The following is a 23,351-nucleotide window of genomic DNA, read 5'->3' as shown; positions in this document are numbered from 1 at the left end:
CGGGATGGGGGCCCCGCGCGACACGCCCTGGCTCGACGATTCGGCCGGCCGGGTCATGCGCCCGTACACGGCCAGCGGCGGGCGGACCCGCGCGGCCGCCGCACTCGACCTGCTGTCCCTGGTGACCGCGACGGGCGTGCGGCCGCGCGGACCGCTCGGAGCCGAGCACACGCTCGCGCTGCGCCTGTGCGCGGGCTCCGCGGCCGTCACCGTCGCCGAGGTGGCCGGACAGCTGCGGCTGCCGGCGGTGGTGGTGAAGGTGCTCCTGTCCGACCTGATGGAATCCGGGGCCGTCACGGCGCAGGCCCCGCGGTTCCCCGGCGGCGGATACGTCGCCGCCGACGACCAGAACCTGCTCCGGGCGGTGCTCGATGGCTTACGCCGACGACTGTGACACCCGTCCCGCCCCCGTCCTGCCCGCGACGCTGAAGATCCTGGTCGCGGGCGGGTTCGGGGCGGGCAAGACGACCTTCGTGGGCGCGGTCAGCGAGATCGAGCCGCTGTGCACGGAGGAGCTGCTCAGCGGACTGAGCGAGGGCCCCGACCCGCTCGACGGGGTCGAGGCGAAGACCTCGACGACGGTCGCGCTCGACTTCGGGCGGATCACCCTGGACGAGCGGCACGTCCTGTACCTCTTCGGGACGCCGGGGCAGGAGCGGTTCTGGTTCCTGTGGGAGGAGCTGTGCGCGGGCGCGCTCGGCGCGGTGGTCCTCGCGGACACGCGCCGGCTCGACGACTGCTTCCCGGCCGTGGACTTCTTCGAACGCCGCGGCATCGGGTTCATCGTCGCCGTCAACGAGTTCGACGGGGGCCACCGCTACACGGCCGGGGAGGTCCGGGAGGCGGTGGGGCTCGGGCCCGAGGTGCCGGTCGTACGGTGCGACGCGCGGCTGACCAGCTCGGGGACGGGCGCGCTGGCCGCCCTGGTGCACCACCTGCTCTTCACGGCGGCGACGGACCCGGCGCAACCATGGAATCCGGACAGGGGAGAACCGAGATGACCTACTACGAGTCGACCGGGCACCTGCTGCTCACGCCGGTGGACCGGGAGGCGCCCGCGCGCACCGTCCGACTGCGCGAACTGGGCCTGGGGGAACGGGCGGACAGCGAGCTCGACGCCTTCGCGCGGCAGGTCGCCGACGTACTGGCGGCCCCGTACGCGGGGGTCAACTTCATCGGCGAGGAACGGCAGTTCTTCGCCGGGCTGCACCACGCGCCGGACGCCCCGGCGAGCGGGTACCCGGCGCGGGTGCTGCCCCGGGACCACGGGTACTGCCCGCACGTGGTGGTGCGGCGCCGGGCGCTGGTGCTGGAGGACGTGCGCGACTTCGCGCGTTTCGCGGGAAACGCGGTGGTGGACGAGAGCGGGGTCCGCTCGTACGTGGGCGCGCCGCTGACCGACCGGAGGGGGGTGGTCCTGGGCACGGTGTGCGCGGTGGACGTGGAGCCGCGCCGCTGGGGGACGCAGGGGCTGGCGACGGCCAAGTCCCTGGCGGCGGAGCTGGTGGAGATCATCCATGCGCGGGAGGACGGGATGCGGGAGGGCTGAGGCCGGGGCGGGGCGGGGCGGGGCGGGGGCACGGGCCGAGCCGGCGCCCGGGGGCGGTTGTCAGTGGCCGGCGCTACGGTCGACGACACCAGGCCGGTGCCCGACCGGTGGTGGGGAGAGGAGTCCCGCGATGGCCGTGACCGCCGAGGACGTCCGTACGACGGCGCTGTCGCTCCCGGACAGCAGCGAGAAGCTCGCGTGGGGCATGCCCACGTTCCGGGTGGCCGGGAAGATCTTCGCCGCGCTCGGTGAGGACGACGCCTCGATCGGGGTGAAGTGCCCGAAGGAGGACCGCGCGGAGCTGATCGCGGCCGAGCCGGAGAAGTTCTTCGTCCGGGCGGGCCACGACGACAACTACGCGTGGCTCCGGGTCCGGCTCCCGGCGCTGGAGAGCGCCGCCGAGCTGCGCGCGATCCTGATCGACTCCTGGCTCCAGGCGGCCCCCGCACGCCTGGCCGCGGCCCACCCGGACCTTGCGGACACTCCCTAGCGGGACACGCCCTGGAGGAAGGCGTCGATCCGCCGGCGGAGGGAGTGCGGGTCCAGACCGTGCGCGGCGGTGTGCTCGTCCATCGTGCCGTAGCGGCGGAGCTCGGCGCGCCCGATGCCGAGGCCGAGGATCCGGTGCGGGACCTGCGACAGTGCCTCGGCGGCGGCCGCGGTGGAGGTGCCGGCCAGGTACGGCTCGACCAGGACGACCTCGGCCCGGCCCCGGCCGACCGCCTCGCGCAGGGCCGCGTCGTCGAAGGGCCGCACGGTGGTGGCGTACAGCACGCTCACGTCCAGCCCCTCCGTCGCGGCGAGCACGTTGTCCAGCAGAGGTCCGACGGCGACGACGACGGCGGCGCCGGGACCCCCCTCCCGTACGGTCCGAAAGCCCGCGCCGTCCACCGGCCGCGGGGCGGCGTTCGACTGCTGCGAGAGGCGGACGTAGACCTTGTCGTCCCCGGCCGCGTAGGCGTGGCGCAGCAGCGCCTCGGCCTCGTCCGGATGTCCCGGAACGTGGACCGTCCAGCCGTCGAGCGTGTCCAGCAGGGCCACGTCGCCCGGCGCCATGTGGGTGTACCCGCCGGCCGGCCAGTCGTAGCTGGCGTTCGCGCTGACCAGGACCCCGCCCGTGCCCTGGTGCCCGAAGTCCAGCTTGACCTGCTCGAACGGCCGCTCCACCAGGAAGCTGGCGAAGGTGTGCACGATCGGCCGCAGGCCGGTCAGCGCCAGCCCTCCGCCGACCCCGATGAGCAGCTGCTCCCGGATCCCGACGTTGATCACCCGCTCCGGGTGGCGCTGCTGGTCGGGCCGGAACCCGTCCATGGTGATCTCGGCGAGCACGAGCGCGAGGCGCGGGTCCTCGTCGAGCGCGCGCGAAGTGACGGAAACGAACCGCTCCCGCATGTTGTCCACGGTCAACCCCTCTACTGCTTCTTCTCGACACGGGCGACGACGGCGTGCGGCCGGCCCGGATGCGGTGTGGTGAAGGCGGCGTGCAACGCCTCGTGGTCCCGGCCGTCGACGGTCACCGCCGACCAGCCGGCGGCTTCGAAGCGGGAGGCGATCCCGCCGCGCCAGCCGTGGGTCGCGGAGTCGTTGTCGATCACCACGGTGTGCAGCCGCTCCAGCCCGGCGGCGCCGGCGTAGGCGATGGCCTCGTGGTTGCTGCCCTCGTCGAGCTCCGCGTCGCCGATCAGCACCCACACCGCCGGGTCCTCCAGCCCCTGCGCCCGCAGCCCGAGCGCACTGCCGACCGCGAGCGGCAGCCCGTGCCCGAGCGAGCCGCTGCCGATCTCCACCCCCGGGATCAGCGTGCGGTCCGGGTGGTGCCCGAGGGGCGAGTCGTACGAGCCGAACCCGCGCAGCCAGTCCCGGGGGAAGAAGCCCTTGGCGGCGAGCACGGCGTAGTACGCCATCGGCCCGTGCCCCTTGGAGAGCAGGAACCGGTCCCGCCCGGGCTCCTGGGCGCCCCCGGGCTCCACGCGCAGCACCCGGTCGTAGAGCACCCACAGCACATCGAGCGTGGAATGCGCGGCGGGCGCGTGCTTCTCGGCCCCGGTCATGAGCGCGATGAGCCGGCCCAGATCGTCGTAGCGGAACCCCGTGTCCGCGGTTGCCTGTGTCATGCACCGATCGTGCAACCTCAAGCCCGCTTGAGGTCAAGCCCACCCGGATCCCGCGAAAGGTGCGCGCGACCACCCCGCGAAGTGCGGTATCGTTCTCGTGCGCGTTCACCCAGGGGAAACCCCAGGTCAGCGTGTGCCGGGACGTGGCGCAGCTTGGTAGCGCACTTGACTGGGGGTCAAGGGGTCGCAGGTTCAAATCCTGTCGTCCCGACTCGAGAGAGTCGCATTTCAAGGGCCGTTTCAGAGTGATCTGGAACGGCCCTTGATCGTTTGCCCGTTCAGTCGGGGCGGGGGCCGATCACGGAGGTGCCGTCGTGCACCGTGATGGCCTGCGCCGGGCACATGTCGGCGGCCTCCAGGATCCGCTCCTGCGCGGCGACCCGGTCGGTGCGCGGCCGGGCGTGGTCGTCCTCGAGCGCGAACACCTCGGGGGCCGTTCCCGCGCAGATGCCCGAACCCAGGCACAGGCCGGCGTCGATCCGTACGGTCCACGTCACGTCGCTCACCACCCGATCGGCATGACGCGCGGCCCGCGCACCAGCATCTCGGTCTTCCAGGTGACGTCCCCGGCGAGCTTCAGCCCGGGGAAGCGCACCAGCAGCGCCCCGAGGGCCTCCTGGAGCTCCATGCGGGCCAGCGGGGCGCCCAGGCAGTGGTGGACGCCGTGGCCGAATCCGAGGTGCTGGTGGGAGGGGCGCCGGATGTCGAGGACCCCGGGGGCCGCGAAGCGCAGCGCGTCGCGGTTGGCTGCGCCGATCGCGACGAGCAGCGGGTCCCCGGCCCGGACGAGGGTGCCGCCGACCTCGATGTCCTCGGTGGCGTAGCGGGCCTGGCCCGCCCCGCTGCCCAGCGGTACGAACCGCAGCAGCTCCTCCACCGCCCGGGAGATCAGCGCGGGGTCCCGTCGCAGCAGCGCGAGCTGCTCAGGGTGGTCGAGCAGGGTGAGGACGAAGTTGGGGATCTGGGAGGCCGTGGTCTCGTGCCCGGCCACCAGGACCGCCACGCACAGGTCGACGAGCTCCGGCTCGGAGAGGCGGTCGCCGTCGGCGTCCCGGGCCTCGATGAGCGCCGTCATCAGGTCGTCCTGCGGGTCCCGGCGGTGCAGTTCGATCAGCCCCGCCATGTAGGCGCGCAGCTCCTCGAGGTTGGCTTCGAACGCCTCGGCCGTGAGCGAGCTGGTCGAGAGCGCCGCGTCGCTCCACACCCGGAACCGCGGCCGGTCCTCGACCGGCACGCCCAGCAGGCGGCAGATCACGGCCACCGGCACGGGCAGGGCGAAGCGGTCGACGAGGTCGACCGGCGGACCGGCCGCCTCCAGTTCGTCGAGCAGCTCCGCGGTGAGCGCGCGGACCTGCGGGCGGAGCTTCTCGACCTGCCGGACGGTGAACGCCTTGGCCACCAGGGACCGCAGCCTGGTGTGGTCCGGCGGGTCCATGCCCAGGATCCCGCTGTCGGTGCGGCCCTCGGCCTGCCGGGGCTCGTCGTGGGCGGCGGCCGCCGCACGGCTGAAGCGCGTGTCGCCGAGGACGAGGCGGGCGTCCGCGTAGCGGGTGACCAGCCAGGCCGGCTCGCCGTACGGCATCTGCACGCGTAACAGGCCGGGCCGGTCGCGGAGGCGCTCGTACTCCTCGGCGAGCAGGAGGCCCTCGGCCGTGTTGAAGGGGTAGGCGAGGGGGGCGGTGCCGGTGCTCGTCACGTCGGTCTCCCTGGGGTGTAAGCAGCTGCTTACAACCTAGGACGGGCCATTCGGGCGGTCAACGACGCTTTGTGGCCGTTATCCTGACGGGCCTTCCGAGAGGACGACAGCGTGGACGAATCCGCCGAAGCGCAGCCCGTGGAACGCCCCCGCAACGCCGCCGCCACCCGGTCGCGGCTGCTCGAAGCCGCCGCCGAGCTGTTCGCGGAGCGGGGCTACGAGCGCACGACGGTCAGGGCGATAGCCGAGCGCGCCGGTGCCAACCAGGCGCTCCTGTTCCGCTACTTCGGGTCCAAACACGGGCTGTTGACCGAGGTCGTGGCCCAGGGAGGCCTGGAACAGCTGCACACGACCGCGCCGGAGGACCTCTTCGAGACCGCCCTGCGCTCGATGCTCACGCGCAGCGCCCCCGGGGCCGACCGCTCCCTGGAGGTGTACCTGCGGTCCGTCGGCCGGGGGGACGAGGCGACGGCGACCTTGCGGGAGTTGGGCGGGGAGTACCAGAAGGCGCTGGCCGGCCTGGCCCCCTCGCAGGACGGCGCCCTGCGGGCGGATCTGGCCATGGCCTGGCTGCTCGGGATCGGCCTGATGCGCACGGTCGCCGCCCGCGAACCCCTGGCCAGTGCGGACCCGGAGGCGGTGTGCCGACTCGTGCTGACCACCCTGGACCGCTTCTGGACGCTGCCGGCGCAGCCCCCGCCGCCGGCCACCGGGCGCCGTGCCGATGAGCAGGCGCCCCCGACGTGAAGGTGCCCGGAGCCGTGGGGGCCTCCGGGCACCTGCATCAGACCATGGCCGGTCGGCGGGTCAGAAGGTGAGCTTGAAGTCGGTGATCGTGCCGACGTCCGCGGCGCCCTTGTCCTGGACCTTCAGCTTCCAGGTGCCGTTGGCCGCCACGGCCGAGGCGTTCACGGTGTAGGTCTTGTCCAGGTTCGCCGTGGAGTCCGAAGAGGAGTTCTGCAGGCGGAACGAGGTCCCGTTGGGGGCCACCAGGTCGATCTGGAGGTCGCCGATGTAGGTGTGGGTGATCTTCACGCCCACCTTGAGGGTGCTCGGCGCGTTGCCGGTGACGCCGGTGACGGCGACCGACGAGGTGACCGCGGCTCCGGGCGAGTCCGGAATGGCCACCCGGGTCGTGCTCTCGAAGACCTTGCCCGGGTTCGGGTTGCCGCCGCCCGAACGGGCGCCGACGTTGACGGCGGCCCATGCGTCGGTGACGGCGTTGACCTCGGCGCTGCCGGCCCCGTACAGCTCGGTCGCCGCCGCGATCGTGCCGGCACGGGCACCGGCGTAGTCCGTGGTGGAGTTGAACTTGGTGGTGAGCGCCTTGTACCAGATGAGCTGTGCCTTGTCCCGGCCGATGCCGGTGACGGGCAGGCCGTCGGAGGTGGGCGAGTTGTAGCTCACGCCGCCTATGACCTTGGCGCCGGAGCCCTCGGAGGCCAGGTAGAACCAGTGGTTGGCCGGGCCCGAGGAGTAGTGGACGTCGAGGTTGCCGACACCGGAGTACCAGGCGTCCGCGGAGCCGCCGTCCTTGCTCGGCTTGTCCATGTAGCGCAGCGGGGTGCCGTCGCCGTTGATGTCGATCTTCTCGCCGATGAGGTAGTCGCCCGGGTCGCTCGGGTTGTTGGCGTAGAACTCGACGGACGTGCCCATGATGTCGGAGGTGGCCTCGTTCAGGCCGCCCGACTCGTCGCTGTACTCAAGGCCGGCGGTGGCGGCGGTGACTCCGTGCGACATCTCGTGGCCGGCGACGTCCAGCGAGGTCAGCGGGTCGTTGTTGTTCGTCCCGTCGCCGTACGTCATGCAGAAGCAGCTGTCGTCCCAGAAGGCGTTGACGTAGGCGTTGCCGTAGTGGACGCGGGAGTAGGCGGCGACTCCGTCGCCGCGGATCCCGGAGCGGCCGAGGACGTTCTTGTAGAAGTCCCAGGTGACCCCGGCGCCGTAGGCGGCGTCGGCGCCCGCGGTGGCGGCGTTGGAGTTGGCTCCGTTGCCCCAGGTGTCGGTGGACTGGCTGAAGAGCGAGCCCGTGCCCGAGGTGCCGTGGTTGAGGTTGTACGTCTTGTGGCCGCCGCGGCCGGCGTCGTTCAGGGTGAAGTTCGCGCCGGACTTCGACGTGCCGAGGGTGACCTGGCCGCTGTAGTGGGTGTTGCCGACACCGGTCTCGATGCCCTGCCACTGGTGGAGCTTCGCGCCCGTCTTGGCGTCGGTGACGACGTGGAGCTGGTTGGGGGTGCCGTCGTCCTGGAGCCCGCCGATGACGGTCTCGTAGGCCAGGGTGGGCACGCCGTTCGCCATCCACACGATCTTGCGGGGGGCGGCGTCGGCCTTGTCGGCCTTGGAGCCGGCCGCCTTCGCGGCGTCGAGGGCCTTAGCGGAGGCGGCCGCCGGAGCGTCGGCGGGGGCGGAGGTGGAGACGCCCTGGAGCTTGGCCTCGGACGCCTTGCTCACGCTCTGGGTGCGGTCGGCCGCGGTGCGGCTGACGACCAGGTCGCCGCCGAGGACGGGAAGTCCCTCGTACGTGCGCTCGTACCGGGTGTGGGTGGTACCGTCCTGGTCCTTGACCACATCGTGGACGAGGAGCTTCTCCTGCTGGCCGAGGCCGAGTTCCTTGGCCGTGGCGGCCGTGGTGCTCTGCGCCTTGGCTATGAGCTCCGCCCGCTGGGAGGGGGTGAGCTGCGCGGGGAGCGCGCCCGGGTTGCGGACCTGGCCCTTGGGGGCGGCCGCGTTCGCGGACGGTTCGGGCTGCGCGTTGGCGGTGCCGGCCTGGACGCCGACGGTGAGGAGAGCGGCTGCGGCGAGCAGGGCCCCTGTGGCGGTGGCGTTCCGCCGGTGCGTGGACTTCACGCGGACTCCTTCGGTGCGTGGGGGGTGGAACCGGCGGCCGGAATGAGGCCGGCCGGGAGGAGCGTTCGATCTCGTCGTGCTGGGGATGTGGAGAGGTTGCCAGCGATCTTCATGATCGCCATGGACACGACAGGTATTGGCCGAAACGCGTCCGGATTTCGCCCCACCGCGTCCGCTGTGCGGACGCTCGCGGCCCGCATGGATGGCCGTATTCGGCTCTAACTCGCCTTATTTCGGGCGCCGGTTGGCCGGGTCAAGATCTTGAATGGCGCGTTTCGCGAACAGGTAAAGCGTTCGGCATCAAGCGTCAAACAGCCTTGGTCTGAACATGACTTGGCGGGTCTTCTCGCGGAGGAGCCGCCCCGGGCGGCGGCGCCCTCCGAGAGCGTCGGCAGCGGCGCGGGAGCGCAGCCGCCGTCGGGTGGCCGACCGGTTGACGGCCGCCGCGGGGCGGCAGACGGCGGTGACCTATCAGGAGCTCGTCATCCGCCTGGTACGCCGTCGCCGAACTCCTGCAGAGCCGGGGCCTGCGCGACACCTCGCAGTGGGACGATCACGGGCTCGCCGTCGAGGCGTTGACGACCGCCCTCGACGACAGGGAGCGGGCGGACAACCCCGATCACGACGAGGCCCCCTGGACACGCCCGCTCGCGCTTGGCCGTGCCGCCGATGCCGAGTGGTTCGCGGCGATCTATTCCGACATCACCCTCGATCCGGCGCGGCGGCATCTCGACCGCACCGCACTCGCCGGCACCCGGCGCATCATCGTCGGCGCACCGGTGCGGGTCCGCGCCGCCGGCCCGGACGCCTTGGTCCGCCATGCCGAACGCCGGCGGTCGGCACCCGGGCTGCGCCCCCGGTGGCGCCGCCTTCCGGCCGGTTAGGCCAGGATCTCGAAGGTCGCGAGGGCTTCGAGGGGTTCCTGGTGGACTTCCACTCGGGTGACCGTGGCCGTGGGCGGGCCCTGGTGGGTCCAGGTGATCAGGTGGGCCACCGCCTCCGCGGGGCCCTCGAAGGCCGCCTCGACCGTGCCGTCCGGGAGGTTGCGGACCCAGCCCGACACGCCGTACTCGAGGGCCGTGCGGCGGCAGGAGTCGCGGAAGAACACCCCCTGCACCTCGCCGTGGACGATCACCCTGCTGCGCACCCGTTCCATGGGCCGACCATAGCCGCGCGGATGGCGGGCCGTACGCATTGTGATCGCGCCGTCACCGGATGCCGCTCCCGGGAATCTTCACCGGGTGAAAGTGGAGGGGGTGGGTCCTGTTACATCCTCGGTGGATGTGTGGGGTGGTTTGGGGTTGTTTGGGCATGCGGGGCGACGGGGGCGCCGGATGTGTTACTCGATCTTGTGGAGGGGGTGTGGGGATCTGCGGGAATGGTCGCAGAGTTCGTGGTGTGCGTCCTCGTCCGCGTCCATGAGGGGTCTCAACGTGGTTCGCTGCGTGCGTTGTTCGCGTGCTTTCATCTGTCCGGCGTGGGTCCTGGTTGGCCGCGTTATCCGAGAATGATCAGACGACTGAAAGGGTGCGCACATCATGCGTAACGACATCGAGACCCGTGAGATCGCCGACAACGAGCTGGACGCGGTTTCCGGCGGTGTCAGCATTTCCGGTGGGCTGCTCGGCGCCGTGACCGGCGACGTCTTCCACGTGGTGAACACGGTCACCTCGCTTCACACGGTCCAGGGCGTGCAGGCCCTGCCCGGCCAGGTCGAGGGCATCGCCGGCGTGCGCGCCGGTGTCGCCGGCCTCTGAGTCGGATGTCCGTGTGAGTGGACCCCGGAGCGTATTTCTCGTTCCGGGGTCCGCCGTGTGAGAAGGGGAGTCCGTGCAGTTTCGTCGAAAGGCGCTCTCCAAACTGCAATCCGGTGACGAGCTCGATCTGCCCGTGCGGTTCGCCCGGCCGCAGGGGAGATTCGTGCTCTGCGTGAGCGTTCTCGTCGTGGCCGCCGCCGGCGTGTGGGCATTCGGCGGGTCCGTTTCCGCAAAGCAGAGCGCACCCGGAATCCTCACGCGCGCCCAAGGCAGTTACCTGCTCCAGAGTCCTTTCTCCGGACAGGTCACCACCGTGCTCGCCAAAGAGGGGGAACTGCTTCCCCCCGGGGCGCCCCTGCTCCACGTCGCCACCGAGCAAGGCGAACGGACCGTGCGCGCCGTGGCCGGCGGACGGGTGACGGGCCTCGTCGCCAAGACGGGCGCCGTCGTGGCGGTGGGCGCGGACCTCGCCGTCCTGGAACGGGTCGGCGACGCGGACGAGCCGTTGGTCGCGGTGCTGTACGTGTCCGGGGGCAGTGGTGCGGACATCCGCGTCGGCGCCTCCGTCGACGTGGACGTCCAGTCCGTCCCCCGGGAGCGCTTCGGCGTGCTGCGCGGCCGCGTCAAGGAAGTCGGGCGGGCGCCCCAGACGCAGGCGCAGATCGGCGGCTTCCTCGGAGACGCCCGCCTCGCCGCGCAGTTCGCCCGCCAGGGCAATCCCGTGGCCGTACTCGTGCAGCTCGAGCGGTCCTCCGCGACCGCCTCCGGCTACCGCTGGTCCACCGCGGACGGGCCTCCCCACCCCCTCGACTCCACGACGCCGGTGACCGGAGCCGTCCACCTCCCCGCACAGCGCCCCGTCGATTGGCTGCTCCCGTGACCCCCTCCTCCCTCGGCCGGCAGCGCCCCCCGCGCCGCACGCCACCTCCCGTGCGCACCCCCACCGTGCTCCAGATGGAGGCCGTGGAGTGCGGGGCCGCCGCGCTGGCCATGGTGCTCGGCCACCATGGCCGGTTCGTACCCCTGGAAGAACTGCGCATCGCCTGCGGGGTGTCGCGCGACGGCTCCCGCGCCGGCAACCTGCTGAAGGCCGCCCGCGGCTACGGGCTGACCGCCAAGGGCATGCAGATGGACCTGGCCGCGCTCGCCCGCCTGAGCCCGCCCGCCATCCTCTTCTGGGAGTTCAACCACTACGTCGTCTACGAGGGCACCGGCCGGCGTATCGGCCGCCGGGGCGCGTACGTCAACGACCCCGCCAAGGGGCGCCGGTTCGTCCCCATGGAGGAGTTCGACACCGCCTTCACCGGCATCGCGCTCGTCTTCGAACCCGGCCCGCGCTTTCGCCGCACCGGCCGCGGACCGGGCGTCATGAGCACCGTGCCGGCCCGCCTGCGCGGCACCTCGGGGACGATGCTCGCCGCCGTGCTCTCCAGCCTCCTGCTGGTGGCCGTCGGCGCGACGGTGCCCGCGCTCAGCCGCACGTACATCGACATGTTCCTCATCGGCGCGCAGAGCTCCCTGCTGGGCGTGCTGTTCACGGCGATGGCGGCCGCCCTCGTCCTCACGGCCGTGCTCACCTGGCTCCAACAGGCCAACCTGCTGCGCGGACGCATCATCTCCTCGACGCTCGGCAGCGCCCGCTTCCTGCGCCACCTGCTGCGGCTTCCCGTCGCCTTCTTCACCCAGCGCAACCCCGCCGACCTCGTCCAGCGCCTCCAGTCCAACGACGCGGTCGCCGAGACCCTCGCCCGCGACCTGGCCGCCGCCGGCGTGGACGCCGTCGTGGTCGTGCTCTACGCGGTCCTGCTGTGGACGTACGATCCCCAACTCACCCTCGTCGGCGTGCTCATCGCGCTGCTCAACCTCGCGGCCCTGCGGATCGTGATGCGGGTGAGGGCCACCGGCACGCAGAAGCTGCGCGCCGAGAGCGCCCGGCTCACCAACACCTCGTACAGCGGCCTCCAGCTCATCGAGACGATGAAGGCCACCGGCGGGGAGAACGCCTTCTTCCGCCGCTGGGCCGGCCAGCACGCCGTCACCCTCGACGTACAGCAGCGGCTCGGTGTCCCCAGCGCCTGGCTGGCCGTGGTCGCACCCACGCTCGCCGCCCTCAACAGCGCGCTGATCCTGATGATCGGCGGCCTGCGGGCGGTGGAGGGGCACCTCTCGGTCGGCCTGCTCGTCGCCTTCCAGGCCCTCGTGACCAGCTTCACCGCCCCGATCGCCCGCCTGGGCGGCGTGGCCGGACGGATCCAGGACTTCGCCGCCGACGTCGCCCGGCTGCGGGACGTCGAGAACTTTCCCGTGGACCCCCGCTACCTGCGCGAGCCGCTCTCCGGCACCCGCCGGCTCAAGGGCCACGTGGAGCTGGACGGCATCACCTTCGGCTACAGCCCCCTCGACGCGCCACTGCTGAAGGGCGTCTCGCTCGCGGTCGGCCCCGGGCAGCAGATCGCGCTCGTCGGCGGCTCCGGCAGCGGCAAGTCCACCGTGTCCCGCCTGATCTCCGGCCTCTACACGCCGTGGGAGGGAGCCATCCGCATCGACGGGATGCGGCTGGAGGACATCCCGCGCGGCGCGCTGGCCGCCTCCGTGTCGTTCGTGGACCAGGACGTCTTCCTCTTCGAGGGCACCGTCCGCGACAACGTCGCCCTCTGGGACCCCTCCGTCACGGACGAGTCCGTGATCGCCGCGCTCCAGGACGCCGCCGTGTACGAGGTGGTCGCGCGCCGGGCCGGCGGCATCCACAGCCGCGTCGAGCAGGACGGGCGCAATTTCTCCGGCGGCCAGCGCCAGCGCCTGGAGATCGCCCGCGCCCTGGTGCGCCGTCCCAGCGTCATGATCCTGGACGAGGTGACCAGCGCCCTGGACGCGGCGACCGAGCAGATCGTCATCGACAACCTCCGGCGCCGCGGCTGCGCCTGCGTGGTGATCGCCCACCGGCTGAGCACCGTGCGCGACAGCGACGAGATCGTCGTACTCGACCGGGGCACGGTCGTGGAGCGCGGACGGCACGAGCAACTCCTGGCCGCGCAGGGCGCGTACGCCGGGCTGGTCAAGGAGCACTGACGTGGCGACCCCGCAACAGGCCCACCGGCCCCGCTCCGTACCGGATCCCGTCGTCGCGGCCCTCGGCGGGCTCGGCTCGGCCGTCGACTGCACGGGCCTGCGCAGCCTGTCCCTGGAAGGGCCGCTCGTCCTGTGGCTCGTCGTCCGGGGCGAGCTGGACCTGTTCGCCGTCGACGCCGCGCAGGCGGGCCACTGGCACTTCCTCGGCCGGCTGGAGCCGGGGGCGCTGCTGCTCGGCCCGGTCGACGGCCCCGCCCACACGCTGACCGGTCGCCCGCTGCAAGGCTGCCTGCTGCGCCGCATCGAACTGCGCGAGCTGCACCGGCCGGCGTACGGAGCCCCGGGGGCCCCCGCGTACGGCGCAGACCCGGGCCGGTACGGCGGGTACGCCGACCACGGCGGGTACACCGGGGCGTGGCAGCCGGAGCCCAGCCCGCTCGAGGACGCCTTCGCCCGCGGCATCGGCCGGGGCCTGCGCGTGCTGTACCAGGCGCCGCTGGAGGGCGGCCCGGACACCGCCGCCCGGGGCGGCGCCGACGAGGACATCCTCTGGATGCAGGTACCGCCGGGCAGCGTGCAGTACGGCGCCGTGTACGAGCCGTACGAGCCGTACGAGCCGTACGAGGGCGCGGCGGCCGCGGCCGGCACGCTCCTCGTCGACGAGGGCGTGTGGCAGGGCATGGTGGACCGGCAGTACCGGCTGCTGTCCGCCCTGGACCGCCGCATCGAGCAGGACGAGCGCGACCACGCGGACCGCACCGCTGCCGGCATCGAGGCCGGCGAGGCGGCCCGTACACAGGCGGACCGCGACCTGCTCGACTCCATCGGCCGCTCCCGCCGGGGCTCGCGCCGCGCCGCGGGCGACGACGTGACCTTCGCCGCGTGCCGCCTGGTGGCCGCCGAAGCGGGCATCGCCCTGACCGGGCCCACGAGCACGGATTGCGCCCCCGGCCCCGCGCGGACGGACCCGGTCGAACGCATCGCCCTCGCCTCCCGCGTCCGCACCCGCCCCGTCAAGCTCACCGGCCGCTGGTGGCGGGAGTACGCCGGCCCCCTCGTGGGCCGGCGCGCGGACGACGGGGCACCCGTCGCGCTGCTCTGGCGGCGCGGCCGGTACGAGGCCGTCGACCCGGCAACCGGCGCCCGCGAGCGCGTCCGCCGGGGGAACGCGGCCGCCTTCGCGCCGCACGGCGTCATGTTCTACCGCCCCCTGCCCGACGGGAAGCCGGGCCTGCTGCGCCTCGTCCGCTTCAGCGTCCGCGGCAGCGGCCAGGACCTGCGCAGTCTGGTCCTGGGCGGGCTCGGAGCCGTCGGCCTCGGCGCGCTCGTCCCCGTGGCCACCGGCCGGGTGCTCGGCACGTACGTGCCGCACGCCGAGGACAGCCTCATCGTGCAGACCGCACTGGCGCTCATCGCGACCAGCGTGGTCTCGGCCGCCTTCATGCTGCTCCAGAACATCTCCGTCCTGCGGATGGAGGGACGCGTCGAGGCCACCTTGCAACCGGCCGTGTGGGACCGGCTGCTGCGCCTCCCGGTGACCTTCTTCGCGGGCCGCTCCACCGGGGAACTCGCCGCCGCGGCCATGGGCATCAGCTCCATCCGCAGCCTGCTGTCCGGCGTCGTCCCGGTGTCCCTCCAGGCGGGCACCGTCGGCGCGATGAACCTCGTCCTGCTGCTCGTCTACAGCGTGCCGCTGGCGCTGGCGGCACTCGCCATGCTGCTCGGCGTCGCCGCCGTCTTCCTCGGGCTCGGGCTGTGGCAGCTGCGCTACCAGCGCCGGCTGATCCGGCTCGGCAACAAGCTCGACAACCAGGCGTTCCAGACCCTGCGCGGACTCCCCAAACTGCGCGTGGCCGCCGCCGAGAGCTTCGCGTACGCGGCCTGGGCGCGGGAGTTCGCCCGCACCCGCGAACTGCACCGGCGCATCGGCCGGATCAAGAACGTCCTCACCGTCCTCAACGCGGTCTATCTGCCGCTCTGCACGCTCGCGATGTTCATGCTGCTGGCCGGCCCGGCCCGCGGCACCATGTCGGCGGCCGAGTTCCTCACCTTCAGCACCGCCGTGACGATGATGCTGGCCTCCGCCACCCAGCTGACCGGAGCGCTCCTCTCCGCCGCCGCCGTGCAGCCGATGTTCGAGCAGGTCAAGCCACTGCTCCAGGCGGACCCGGAGGTGCGGACCGCGGGCATCCGGCCGGGCGAGCTCAGTGGCGCCGTCGAGGTCCGGGGCCTCTCGTACCGGTACGCCGACGACGGCCCGCTCGTCCTGGACGACGTGTCGTTCGCGGTGCGGCCGGGGGAGTTCGTCGCGGTCGTCGGAGCCAGCGGGTGCGGCAAGTCGACCCTGCTGCGCATGCTCATCGGCTTCGACCGGCCGGTCTCCGGCAGCGTGCTGTACGACGGACAGGACCTGGCCGCCCTGGACCAGGCGGCCGTACGCCGCCAGTGCGGTGTCGTCCTGCAGAACGCGCAGCCGTTCTCCGGGTCGATCCTCGACTGCATCCGCGGTTCCGGTGCGTACTCCCTCGAAGAGGCGGCGGAGGCCGCCGCGCTCGCCGGCCTCGCGGAGGACATCGACGCCATGCCGATGGGCCTGCACACCGTGCTGTCCGACGGCGGCGGCACCGTCTCGGGCGGCCAGCGCCAGCGGCTGATGATCGCCCAGGCCCTCATCGGAAAGCCGCGCGTGCTGTTCCTGGACGAAGCCACCAGCGCCCTGGACAACGAGGCCCAGCGCGTGGTCATCGAATCCACCCGCGCCCTGCGCGCCACCCGCATCGTGATCGCCCACCGGCTGTCCACCGTCATGGACGCCGACCGGGTGATCGTGATGGCGGACGGCCGGATCGCCCAGCAGGGCCCGCCCGCCGATCTGCTCGCCGATCCGGCGGGCCCGTTCCGCGAGCTGGTCCGCCGCCAGGTCGGATGACCGGCCGGGGAGGAGCGCCGGCGGGTCAACCCCGAGCGGGATCCCCGGCCCGGGCCGGTGCCGGGGCCCCGGCCGGTTCGAGGGCCCCGGGCGCTTCCCCGGCCCGGGCCGGTTCCGCGGCCTTCCCCTCCTCCGGGAGGGCTTCCTCCGGGAGGGCTTCCTCCGGGACGGCGAAGACGCGGAGGAAGAGCTGTGAGAGCGGGCCGATGGCCAGGGCGTACGCCACCGTGCCCACCCCCGCCGTGCCGCCCAGGAGGACTCCGGCCGCCAGGACCGTGAGCTCGATCCCGGTACGGACCAGCCGCAGCGAGCGCCCGGTCCGCCGGTGCAGCCCGGTCATGAGGCCGTCGCGCGGGCCCGGCCCGAAGCGCGCGGCGATGTAGAGGCCGGTCGCGATCCCGTTGAGGACGATGCCCGCCGTCAGCAGAGCGGCCTGCGCGAGCGTGCCGCGCACGTCCGGCAGCACCGCGAGCGTGGCGTCCATGGTCAGGCCCACGGCGAACACGTTGGAGACCGTCCCGAGACCGGGGCGCTGCCTCAGCGGCACCCACAGGAGCAGGACCAGCGCGCCGACGGCGACCGAGACCGTGCCGATGCTCCACCCCGTGCGCTCGGCGAGCCCCTGGTGGAAGACGTCCCACGGGTCGAGCCCCAGCCCGGCGCGGACCAGGAACGCGGAGCTCGCGCCGTACAGCGCGAGCCCGACGTAGAGCTGCAGGAGCCGGCGCGGCAGACGCCGGGCGGGGCGGACGGGGGCGAGGGACACCGGTGGATCCTTTCGGGGAGCCAAAGACCGACAGGTCTCACCGTGTGGCATCCCCCGAACGGCCCAACAGGGCCAATCCGAACCAAGTGGCCTGATTTTCGGCCGGCGGCTCCGATGGCCCCGGGTCTGCCTCTCCTCGTGAGAACAGGCACATTTTCGACCCTTTTAGTCCGAATTGATGAATGCTGGATCCCGGTCCACACCGATCCACCAGAGCCACCGGCACCGGGAGAGACGAGAGACATGCGACGCGTACACCGCCTGACGATCAACCGGCGGACGGCCCTGCCCCTCGTCGGCGGAGCCGCCGTCCTCGGCTTCGGCGGCCTCTACCTCACCGGTCTGGCCGTGGCGGGCGACGCCATAGCCGACGGCACCCACGTACGGGGCGTCGACATCGGCGGCATGGACCGCACCGAGGCCAAGACCGCGCTCGACCGCGCGCTCGGCCCCGCCGCGGCCGCCCCGATCGAGCTGCGGATCGGCGACCGCGCCGAGAAGGCCGCACCCGCCGCCTTCGGGCTGTCCCTCGACACCGCCGCCACCGTCGACCGCGCGGCGCAGTCCGGAGCGGACCCCTTCACCGTGATCGGCCGTCTGCTCACCCCGGCCGAGAACCGTGAGGTCGAGCCCGTGATCCGTACGGACGGCCCCACGAGCACCGCCGAGGTCGACCGGATCACCGCCGCCGGCCACGACGCCCGCGACGGCGACATCACCTTCGAGGACGGCACGGCCCGGGCCACCGCCCCCGTCACCGGCATCGCCGTGCGCGCCGACCGGACGGCCGACACCGTCCGCGCCGCCTACCTGCGCCCGCAGGCCGGCCCGGTCGCCCTCCCCGTGGACCGGAAGCCGCCGGCCGTGGGGCAGCAGGAGACCGCTCGGGCCCTGAAGGAGTTCGCCGAGCCCGCGATGTCCGGCCCGGTCACGCTGAAGGTGGCCGGGAAGACCGTCACGCTCACCCCCGCCGTGCTCGGCAGGCACCTGTCGGTCGCGCCCGACGCGAAGGGCCGCCTGGTCCCCGAGCTCGACGCCAAGGGGCTGCTCGCCGAGCCCGCGGTCGCCCGCCAGGTCGCGGCGGCCACCAGCCCCTCCCGCGGGGCCACGTTCCGCGTGGACTCCGCCGGCCGCGCGGTCGTCGCCCAGGACGGGCGCTCGGGCGTGCAGGTCACCGAGAAGGCCTTCGCCGACGCCGTGGTCCCGCTGCTGACGCGCACCGGCGCCGCCCGTACGGGCGAGGTCGCCGTGACGACGGTCCACCCGCGACTGACCGCCGCGAACGCCCAGAGCCTGGGCATCAAGGAGAAGATGTCCTCCTTCACGGTCAACTTCCCGGCCGCGCCGTACCGCACCACCAACGTGGGGCGGGCCGTGGAGCTGATCAACGGTTCCGTCGTGATGCCCGGCGAGACGTGGAGCTTCAACAAGACGGTCGGCGAGCGGACCAAGGAGAACGGCTTCGTCGACGGCATCATGATCAATGACGGCCAGTACGTGAAGTCCCCGGGCGGCGGCGTCTCGGCGGTCGCGACGACCATGTACAACGCCATGTTCTTCGCCGGCGTCCAGCCGGTCGAGCACGGGGCCCACTCGTTCTACATCGAGCGCTACCCCGAGGGCCGTGAGGCCACCGTCGCCTGGGGCACCCTCGACCTGCGCTGGAAGAACGACTCCGGCCACGCGATCTACGTCCAGGCGCAGTCCACCGACACCTCGCTGACCATCAGCCTGCTCGGCACGAAGAAGTACGACGAGATTCGCGCGACCCAGGGCCCGCGGACGAACACCACCCCGCCGGCCAAGCGGACCGGATCCGGTCCGACCTGCGAGGTGCAGACCCCGCTGGAGGGCTTCGACGTGGCCGTCGACCGGGTCTTCGTCCAGGGCGGGCAGGAGGTCAAGCGGGAGACCTACCGTACGCACTACACCCCGCGCGACGAGGTCACCTGCGACGACGCGAAGACCCCTGCGGCCCCGAGCCCCTCGGCCACCCCGACGGGCCCGGCCGCCGGGCAGCCGGGCCGCGCCTGACACCCGGTCGCGGGCGGGGGCCGGGGCCTGCCGACACGGCCTAGACGAACCCCGCGGGCGGGCGCGACCGCCAGGAGTGGGCGGGACAGTGCACCACCGACGTCACGTTCCGGTCCCAGTGGGCCCGGTGGCGCCGGGTGGAGCGGGGCGCGCACGGCACGGGGGCCGTGCGCGCCAGGATGAGCAGGGCGGCCGTGAGGGCCGCCAGTTCTATGTGGTCCGGGGTGCCCCGGACCACCTTGATCCGGTGCCGGCGTATCACCAGGTCACCGGCAGGGTCTTGGGCCCACGGATCAGTGCCCCGGCCTGCCATTCGAGCTGCTCGGGCGGCACGGCCAGAGCCAGGCGCGGATAGCGTTCGATCAGCGTGGTGATGATGATCTCGGACTCCATACGGGCCAGCATCGAGCCGACGCAGTGGTGCGGCCCGTTGCCGAAGGCCATATGGGCGATCGGCCCGCGGTCGAAGTCAAGCGCGTCCGGGTTCGGGAAGACCTCGGGATCGCGGTTGGCCGCGAGGTACGAGGAGTACACCGTCTCCCCGGCCTTGATCGTGACCCCGGCGATGTCCACGTCCCGCGTGGCGATCCGCGGCAGGCCGACCCCGCTGCGGTGCGGGATGAACCGCAGCAGCTCGTCGACGGCCTGGGGGATCATCTCCGGCTCCCGGCGCAGCCGTTCGTGGTGCTCCGGATGGGTGAGCAGGGCGTACACCATGTTCGCGCTGTTGTTGCGGACCGCGTGCGCACCGCTCACGAGGATCGCGGTGGCGATCGATACGGCCTCCGGCTCGGTGATCTCACCGGCGTCGGCCGCCCCGGCGAGGACTCCGGCCAGGTCGTCGCTCTGCTTCTCCCGCCGCATGGCGAGCAGGGAGACCACGCACTCGCGGACCGTCTTGAGGGCGTCGGTGCTCTTGTCCGGTGCCGGGCCCGGGGTCATGATCACGTTCGCCCAGGAGGTCATGTCCTTGCGCATGTCCTGCGGCATCCCCAGCAGGTCGGCGACGGCCGCGAGCGGGAACGGGCCGTGCAGGTGCTCGACCAGGTCCGCCGGCGAGCCGTGCCGCTCCATCTCGTCCAGGAGGCTGTCGGCGGTGTGCTGCACGGTCGGCCGCAGCTTCTGCATGCTCTTGCCGGTGAACGCCCGGGCGACCACGCGGCGCATGTCGTTCAGGCGCGGCGGATCGGCGTAGTTCATCGACGCCTGCTGCGAGGCGATCGCGTGCGGGGAGGAGGCGGTGATGGTCCGCCCGACCAGTTCCGAGCGGCTGAAGCGCGGGTCCGTGGTCGCCGCCTTCACATCGGCGTAGCGGGCCATCAGCCAGGCGGTGCCCTGGCCGAACGGCAGCCGGATCCGGGTCGCCCTCTGGTCCCGCAGGCGGTCGTGCAGGAACGGGTCGAAGTCCAGCGCCTCGAAGTCGTCCAGGTTCCAGCAGTGGACCGGTTCGCCCGAGGCCGGGTCCACCCCGGCGTCCATCTCCGGGTCCATCTCCGGCTCCGGCCTGAGGGCGGTTTGCGGGTCTGACGTCATGGTTCATCTCCCTGCGTGGATGGCACCCCCCAAGGCGCGATTCCGCGGGAAATCGGCAGAGCCATCCCTTCCCTGTCGTCACCGGCTCCGCTGCCTCCTCGGCGCAGCGTCACCGGATTGGCTCATGTCACCAACGCCGTAGTCCCGCGCGCGCATCCGGCGGAGGTCGATGAGGCTGTGTCAGACACGAAAGGAGAGCCACCCATGGCGACTCTGTGCAGGCCAACGGTGTGCGTGCCCGAGCACGTGATCACGATGGAGCAGACCCTTGATCTGTGCCGGTCCGTGCACGCGGACCATCCGCAGCTCGACCTGGCGCTGCGCCTGATCCGCAACACCGGCGTCGCGAAGCGGCACATCGTGCAACCCATCGAGGAAACGCTCAAGCACCCCGGTTTCGAATCGCGCAACGCCGTGTACGAGGCCGAGGCCAAGGCGCGGGTTCCGGCGGTGGTGCGGCAGGCGCTGGAGGACGCCCAGCTCAGGGCCAAGGACATCGACCTGATCATCTACGTGTCGTGCACGGGCTTCATGATGCCCTCGCTGACCGCGTGGATGATCAACGCGCTGGGCTTCCGTACGGACACCCGGCAGCTGCCCATCGCCCAGCTGGGCTGCGCGGCGGGCGGTGCCGCGGTCAACAGGGCCCACGACTTCTGCCTCGCCTACCCCGAGGCGAACGTGCTGATCGTGTCCTGCGAACTCTGCTCGCTGTGCTACCAGCCCAGCGACCTGGAGGTCGGCAACCTGCTCTCCAACGGCCTGTTCGGCGACGGAGTGGGCGCGGCCGTCGTCCGCGGCCGGGGCGGAACCGGCATGGAACTGCACCGCAACAGCTCGTACATCATCCCCCAGACGGAGGACTGGATCATGTACGACGTCAGGTCCACCGGGTTCCACTTCAAGCTCGACCGGCGGGTCCCGGGGACCATGGAACCACTCGCCCCGTCCCTCAAGGACCTGGCCAAGGCCCATGGGTGGGACGCCGCCGCGCTGGATTTCTACATCATCCACGCAGGTGGGCCGCGCATCCTGGACGACCTCAGCAAGTACCTCGGTGTGGCACCCGAGGCATTCCGCTTCAGTCGGGCCACACTGACCGAGTACGGCAACATCGCCAGCGCCGTCGTCCTGGACGCACTGCGTCGAATGTTCGACGAAAACGGTACCGCTGACGCCGCGCGGGGCCTGCTGGCCGGTTTCGGCCCGGGCATCACCGCAGAGATCTCACTGGGCAGCTGGACCTCGGAATGAGGGACCGGGTGAGGGAGGAATCCGAAGAATGCTGAAGGACGGCCCCGCAACAGCAAGGCCACCCATCACGCACTGGCCCACCCCGGCCCTGGACGGGGTCGACTTCGACCCCGTCCTCGCCGAACTGATGCAGGCGGGTCCGATCACCCGGATCCGCATGCCCAACGGAAGCGGGTGGGCCTGGCTCGTCTGCCGGTACGACGACGTGCGCATGGTGGCCAACGATCCCCGGTTCAGCCGCAAGCTGGTCGTGGAACACGACGTCACCCGGCTGGCCCCGCACTTCATCCCCGCACCGGGTGCGGTCGGGTTCGAGGACCCGCCCGACCACACCCGGCTGCGGCGGACCGTCGGTGCGGCCTTCACCACCCCGGGTGTGGAGCGCCTGCGCACCCGGGCGAAGGAGATGCTCGACGGCTACGTCGACGGGATCCTGCGCGACGGCCCGCCCGCGGACCTGACCGAACGCCTCCTGGCGCCCTTCCCGCTCGCCGTCGTGTGCGAGCTGATGGGAGTCCCGGAGGAAGACCGGCCCCGGGTCCACGAATGGACCACGCTGATCCTCTCCTCGGCCCAGGGAGCGCAGCGCAGCGAGCAGGCGAAGAACGACATGTGCGCCTACCTGGGCGGGCGCATCCGCGCCGGGGACGTGGCCGGCGGCGACAGCGTCATCGGGCTCCTGGTGAAGGCCATCGAGGCGGGCGAGGTCACCGCCGAGGAGGCCACCGGCCTCGCCCTGCTCCTGCAGATCGGGGGCGAGGCCGTCACCAACAACGTGGGCAACATGGTCTACATCCTGCTCACCCGGCCGGACCTGATGGACCGGATGCGCAGCGACCCCGGCCTGCGGCCCACGGCCATCAACGAGCTGCTGCGCTACATCCCGCACCGCAACGCGGTCGGGCTCTCCCGGATCGCCCTCGAGGACGTCACCGTGGCGGGCCAGCTCATCCGGGCGGGCGAGGCGATCTACGTCTCGTACCTCGCGGCCAACCGTGACCCGGAGGTCTTCCCCGACCCCCACGAGCTGCAGCTGGAGCGCAGCCCCAATCCGCACGTCTCCTTCGGGTACGGACCCCACTTCTGTCCCGGGAACATGCTGGCCCGCCTCGAATCCGAGCTGATGGTGGACGCCCTGCTCGACCGGTTCGCGGACCTGCGCTTCAGCGTCCCCGTCGGCGAACTGCGCTGGCGGCCGGGGGCCCTCATCCGCGGGCCCGAAGGTCTGCCCGTGACCTGGTCATGACCGCGCACGTCGCCCGCGACGGGCTGCTCGTGCCACCGGGTCACGGCCGCAAGCTGCACACCGACGCCCAGCAGGTCACGTTCAAGGTCACCGGGGAGCACTCCACGGTGGCCTCGAGCTTCGAGGTCGTCGTACCTCCGGGGTTCGACGTCGGGGCGCACCTGCACACCCGGAGCGAGGAGCTCTTCTACGTCCTGGAGGGTGAACTCGACGTCATGGCCTTCGAGCCGCGCGTCCGTTCCGGGGACGACTGGCGACACTGGGAGGCGCTCGACGGACGCCAGGTCGTCCGTGCCACCCCCGGAACCGTCATCGTGGTTCCGCCCGGTTGTCCGCACGCCTTCGCGAACCCCACCGGCGAACCGGCCCGGATGTTCTTCCAGGCCTCCCCGCCCCCCGACCACGAGCGGTACTTCGAGGAGCTCCTCGAACTGCTCGACACGAGCGCCACCCCGGATCCCGCCGCGATCCAGGCACTCCGGAAGCGCTACGACATCGAACAGCTCACGCCGCTGCGCCACGAGCTGTCCTGACCACCACCGCGACACCCCTCACCC

The 23,351-nt window shown here is 72.3% G+C and carries 23 protein-coding genes and 1 tRNA gene; 15 read left to right on the top strand and 9 right to left on the bottom strand.

Annotation, left to right across the window (positions count from 1 at the left end; translation table 11 throughout):
• Nucleotides 1-4: 4 nt before the first annotated feature.
• The 4 genes from ACFY1T_RS28280 to ACFY1T_RS28265 all read left to right on the top strand — a co-directional run bounded on the left by ACFY1T_RS28280 (nucleotide 5) and on the right by ACFY1T_RS28265 (nucleotide 2,039).
• A complete protein-coding gene (locus ACFY1T_RS28280) occupies nucleotides 5-394 on the top strand; it encodes a DUF742 domain-containing protein (protein ID WP_390790757.1) in 390 nt (129 codons plus the stop codon).
• Nucleotides 372-1,001, top strand: coding sequence for an ATP/GTP-binding protein (locus tag ACFY1T_RS28275; RefSeq protein WP_384704953.1), 630 nt, complete (start codon nucleotides 372-374; stop codon nucleotides 999-1,001). Before ACFY1T_RS28280 ends, ACFY1T_RS28275 begins: the two co-directional genes overlap by 23 nt.
• Entirely contained in the window at nucleotides 998-1,549 is a 552-nt protein-coding gene (locus ACFY1T_RS28270) for a GAF domain-containing protein (RefSeq protein ID WP_030869670.1), read from the top strand. Before ACFY1T_RS28275 ends, ACFY1T_RS28270 begins: the two co-directional genes overlap by 4 nt.
• Before the next feature lie 130 nt (nucleotides 1,550-1,679).
• Nucleotides 1,680-2,039, top strand: coding sequence for an MmcQ/YjbR family DNA-binding protein (locus ACFY1T_RS28265; RefSeq protein ID WP_390790657.1), 360 nt, complete (start codon nucleotides 1,680-1,682; stop codon nucleotides 2,037-2,039).
• On the opposite strand, the gene ACFY1T_RS28260 is transcribed toward ACFY1T_RS28265, so the two are convergent.
• Nucleotides 2,036-2,941: a transketolase family protein gene (locus ACFY1T_RS28260; protein ID WP_390790756.1), complete on the bottom strand. Its 906-nt coding sequence runs from the start codon at nucleotides 2,939-2,941 to the stop codon at nucleotides 2,036-2,038. The genes ACFY1T_RS28265 and ACFY1T_RS28260 overlap by 4 nt on opposite strands.
• A 20-nt stretch (nucleotides 2,942-2,961) precedes the next feature.
• Nucleotides 2,962-3,663 (bottom strand): transketolase, encoded by a 702-nt coding sequence (locus ACFY1T_RS28255; RefSeq protein WP_390790656.1) that lies wholly within the window; start codon nucleotides 3,661-3,663, stop codon nucleotides 2,962-2,964.
• Nucleotides 3,664-3,800: 137 nt separating this feature from the next.
• On the opposite strand from ACFY1T_RS28255, the gene ACFY1T_RS28250 reads away from it, so the two are divergent.
• A tRNA-Pro gene (locus ACFY1T_RS28250) sits at nucleotides 3,801-3,874 on the top strand.
• A 67-nt stretch (nucleotides 3,875-3,941) separates the two neighbouring features.
• Here ACFY1T_RS28250 and ACFY1T_RS28245 read toward each other — a convergent pair.
• Together ACFY1T_RS28245 and ACFY1T_RS28240 are read right to left on the bottom strand one after the other, a co-directional pair.
• Entirely contained in the window at nucleotides 3,942-4,169 is a 228-nt protein-coding gene (locus ACFY1T_RS28245) for a ferredoxin (protein WP_037847009.1), read from the bottom strand.
• Complete coding sequence (locus tag ACFY1T_RS28240; protein WP_390790655.1) at nucleotides 4,166-5,359, bottom strand: cytochrome P450; 1,194 nt, start codon at nucleotides 5,357-5,359, stop codon at nucleotides 4,166-4,168. Before ACFY1T_RS28240 ends, ACFY1T_RS28245 begins: the two co-directional genes overlap by 4 nt.
• Before the next feature lie 111 nt (nucleotides 5,360-5,470).
• Between ACFY1T_RS28240 and ACFY1T_RS28235 the strand changes: the two genes are divergently transcribed.
• Nucleotides 5,471-6,106, top strand: a complete 636-nt coding sequence (locus ACFY1T_RS28235) for a TetR/AcrR family transcriptional regulator (RefSeq protein ID WP_390790654.1) — start codon at nucleotides 5,471-5,473, stop codon at nucleotides 6,104-6,106.
• A gap of 60 nt (nucleotides 6,107-6,166) precedes the next feature.
• Here ACFY1T_RS28235 and ACFY1T_RS28230 read toward each other — a convergent pair whose 3' ends face one another.
• Entirely contained in the window at nucleotides 6,167-8,206 is a 2,040-nt protein-coding gene (locus ACFY1T_RS28230) for a M4 family metallopeptidase (RefSeq protein ID WP_390790653.1), read from the bottom strand.
• A gap of 575 nt (nucleotides 8,207-8,781) precedes the next feature.
• On the opposite strand from ACFY1T_RS28230, the gene ACFY1T_RS28225 reads away from it, so the two are divergent.
• Complete coding sequence (locus tag ACFY1T_RS28225; protein ID WP_390790652.1) at nucleotides 8,782-9,090, top strand: hypothetical protein; 309 nt, start codon at nucleotides 8,782-8,784, stop codon at nucleotides 9,088-9,090.
• On the opposite strand, the gene ACFY1T_RS28220 is transcribed toward ACFY1T_RS28225, so the two are convergent.
• Nucleotides 9,087-9,362: an acylphosphatase gene (locus ACFY1T_RS28220; protein WP_390790651.1), complete on the bottom strand. Its 276-nt coding sequence runs from the start codon at nucleotides 9,360-9,362 to the stop codon at nucleotides 9,087-9,089. The genes ACFY1T_RS28225 and ACFY1T_RS28220 overlap by 4 nt on opposite strands.
• 382 nt (nucleotides 9,363-9,744) lie before the next feature.
• On the opposite strand from ACFY1T_RS28220, the gene ACFY1T_RS28215 reads away from it, so the two are divergent.
• The 4 genes from ACFY1T_RS28215 to ACFY1T_RS28200 all read left to right on the top strand — a co-directional run bounded on the left by ACFY1T_RS28215 (nucleotide 9,745) and on the right by ACFY1T_RS28200 (nucleotide 15,961).
• Nucleotides 9,745-9,963 carry a hypothetical protein gene (locus tag ACFY1T_RS28215; RefSeq protein WP_030869645.1) on the top strand — a complete coding sequence of 73 codons (219 nt, stop codon included), beginning with the start codon at nucleotides 9,745-9,747 and terminating at the stop codon, nucleotides 9,961-9,963.
• Nucleotides 9,964-10,036: 73 nt separating this feature from the next.
• The gene (locus ACFY1T_RS28210) at nucleotides 10,037-10,843 is read left to right on the top strand and encodes a hypothetical protein (protein WP_390790650.1); all 807 of its coding nucleotides are present in this window, start codon (nucleotides 10,037-10,039) and stop codon (nucleotides 10,841-10,843) included.
• 50 nt (nucleotides 10,844-10,893) lie between these two features.
• Complete coding sequence (locus tag ACFY1T_RS28205; protein WP_390790649.1) at nucleotides 10,894-13,032, top strand: NHLP family bacteriocin export ABC transporter peptidase/permease/ATPase subunit; 2,139 nt, start codon at nucleotides 10,894-10,896, stop codon at nucleotides 13,030-13,032.
• 1 nt (nucleotide 13,033) lies between these two features.
• Entirely contained in the window at nucleotides 13,034-15,961 is a 2,928-nt protein-coding gene (locus tag ACFY1T_RS28200) for an NHLP bacteriocin export ABC transporter permease/ATPase subunit (protein WP_390790648.1), read from the top strand.
• Between the two features lie 25 nt (nucleotides 15,962-15,986).
• On the opposite strand, the gene ACFY1T_RS28195 is transcribed toward ACFY1T_RS28200, so the two are convergent.
• Nucleotides 15,987-16,778 (bottom strand): YitT family protein, encoded by a 792-nt coding sequence (locus ACFY1T_RS28195; protein ID WP_390790647.1) that lies wholly within the window; start codon nucleotides 16,776-16,778, stop codon nucleotides 15,987-15,989.
• A 192-nt stretch (nucleotides 16,779-16,970) separates the two neighbouring features.
• Here ACFY1T_RS28195 and ACFY1T_RS28190 point away from each other — a divergent pair, with 192 nt between their 5' ends.
• Nucleotides 16,971-18,761 (top strand): VanW family protein, encoded by a 1,791-nt coding sequence (locus ACFY1T_RS28190; protein ID WP_390790646.1) that lies wholly within the window; start codon nucleotides 16,971-16,973, stop codon nucleotides 18,759-18,761.
• 40 nt (nucleotides 18,762-18,801) lie between these two features.
• Here ACFY1T_RS28190 and ACFY1T_RS28185 read toward each other — a convergent pair whose 3' ends face one another.
• Complete coding sequence (locus tag ACFY1T_RS28185; RefSeq protein WP_390790645.1) at nucleotides 18,802-19,023, bottom strand: acyl-CoA carboxylase epsilon subunit; 222 nt, start codon at nucleotides 19,021-19,023, stop codon at nucleotides 18,802-18,804.
• A complete protein-coding gene (locus ACFY1T_RS28180; RefSeq protein ID WP_078860972.1) occupies nucleotides 19,020-20,294 on the bottom strand; it encodes a cytochrome P450 in 1,275 nt (424 codons plus the stop codon). Before ACFY1T_RS28180 ends, ACFY1T_RS28185 begins: the two co-directional genes overlap by 4 nt.
• Nucleotides 20,295-20,498: 204 nt before the next feature.
• On the opposite strand from ACFY1T_RS28180, the gene ACFY1T_RS28175 reads away from it, so the two are divergent.
• Genes ACFY1T_RS28175 through ACFY1T_RS28165 form a run of 3 tightly spaced genes read left to right on the top strand, consistent with a single transcriptional unit; the run spans nucleotide 20,499 to nucleotide 23,327 of the window.
• Nucleotides 20,499-21,548, top strand: coding sequence for a type III polyketide synthase (locus tag ACFY1T_RS28175; RefSeq protein ID WP_030869608.1), 1,050 nt, complete (start codon nucleotides 20,499-20,501; stop codon nucleotides 21,546-21,548).
• A 28-nt stretch (nucleotides 21,549-21,576) separates the two neighbouring features.
• Nucleotides 21,577-22,794, top strand: a complete 1,218-nt coding sequence (locus ACFY1T_RS28170; protein WP_390790644.1) for a cytochrome P450 — start codon at nucleotides 21,577-21,579, stop codon at nucleotides 22,792-22,794.
• On the top strand, nucleotides 22,791-23,327 hold the full coding sequence (locus tag ACFY1T_RS28165) for a cupin domain-containing protein (RefSeq protein ID WP_229335512.1): 537 nt from the start codon (nucleotides 22,791-22,793) through the stop codon (nucleotides 23,325-23,327). Before ACFY1T_RS28170 ends, ACFY1T_RS28165 begins: the two co-directional genes overlap by 4 nt.
• Nucleotides 23,328-23,351 lie beyond the last annotated feature (24 nt).

This window comes from Streptomyces sp. NPDC001194, from assembly GCF_042896985.1.
GTDB lineage: Bacteria > Actinomycetota > Actinomycetes > Streptomycetales > Streptomycetaceae > Streptomyces.
Note: the sequence above shows the minus strand (reverse complement) of the source record. Positions and strands in the feature narration are given on the sequence as shown.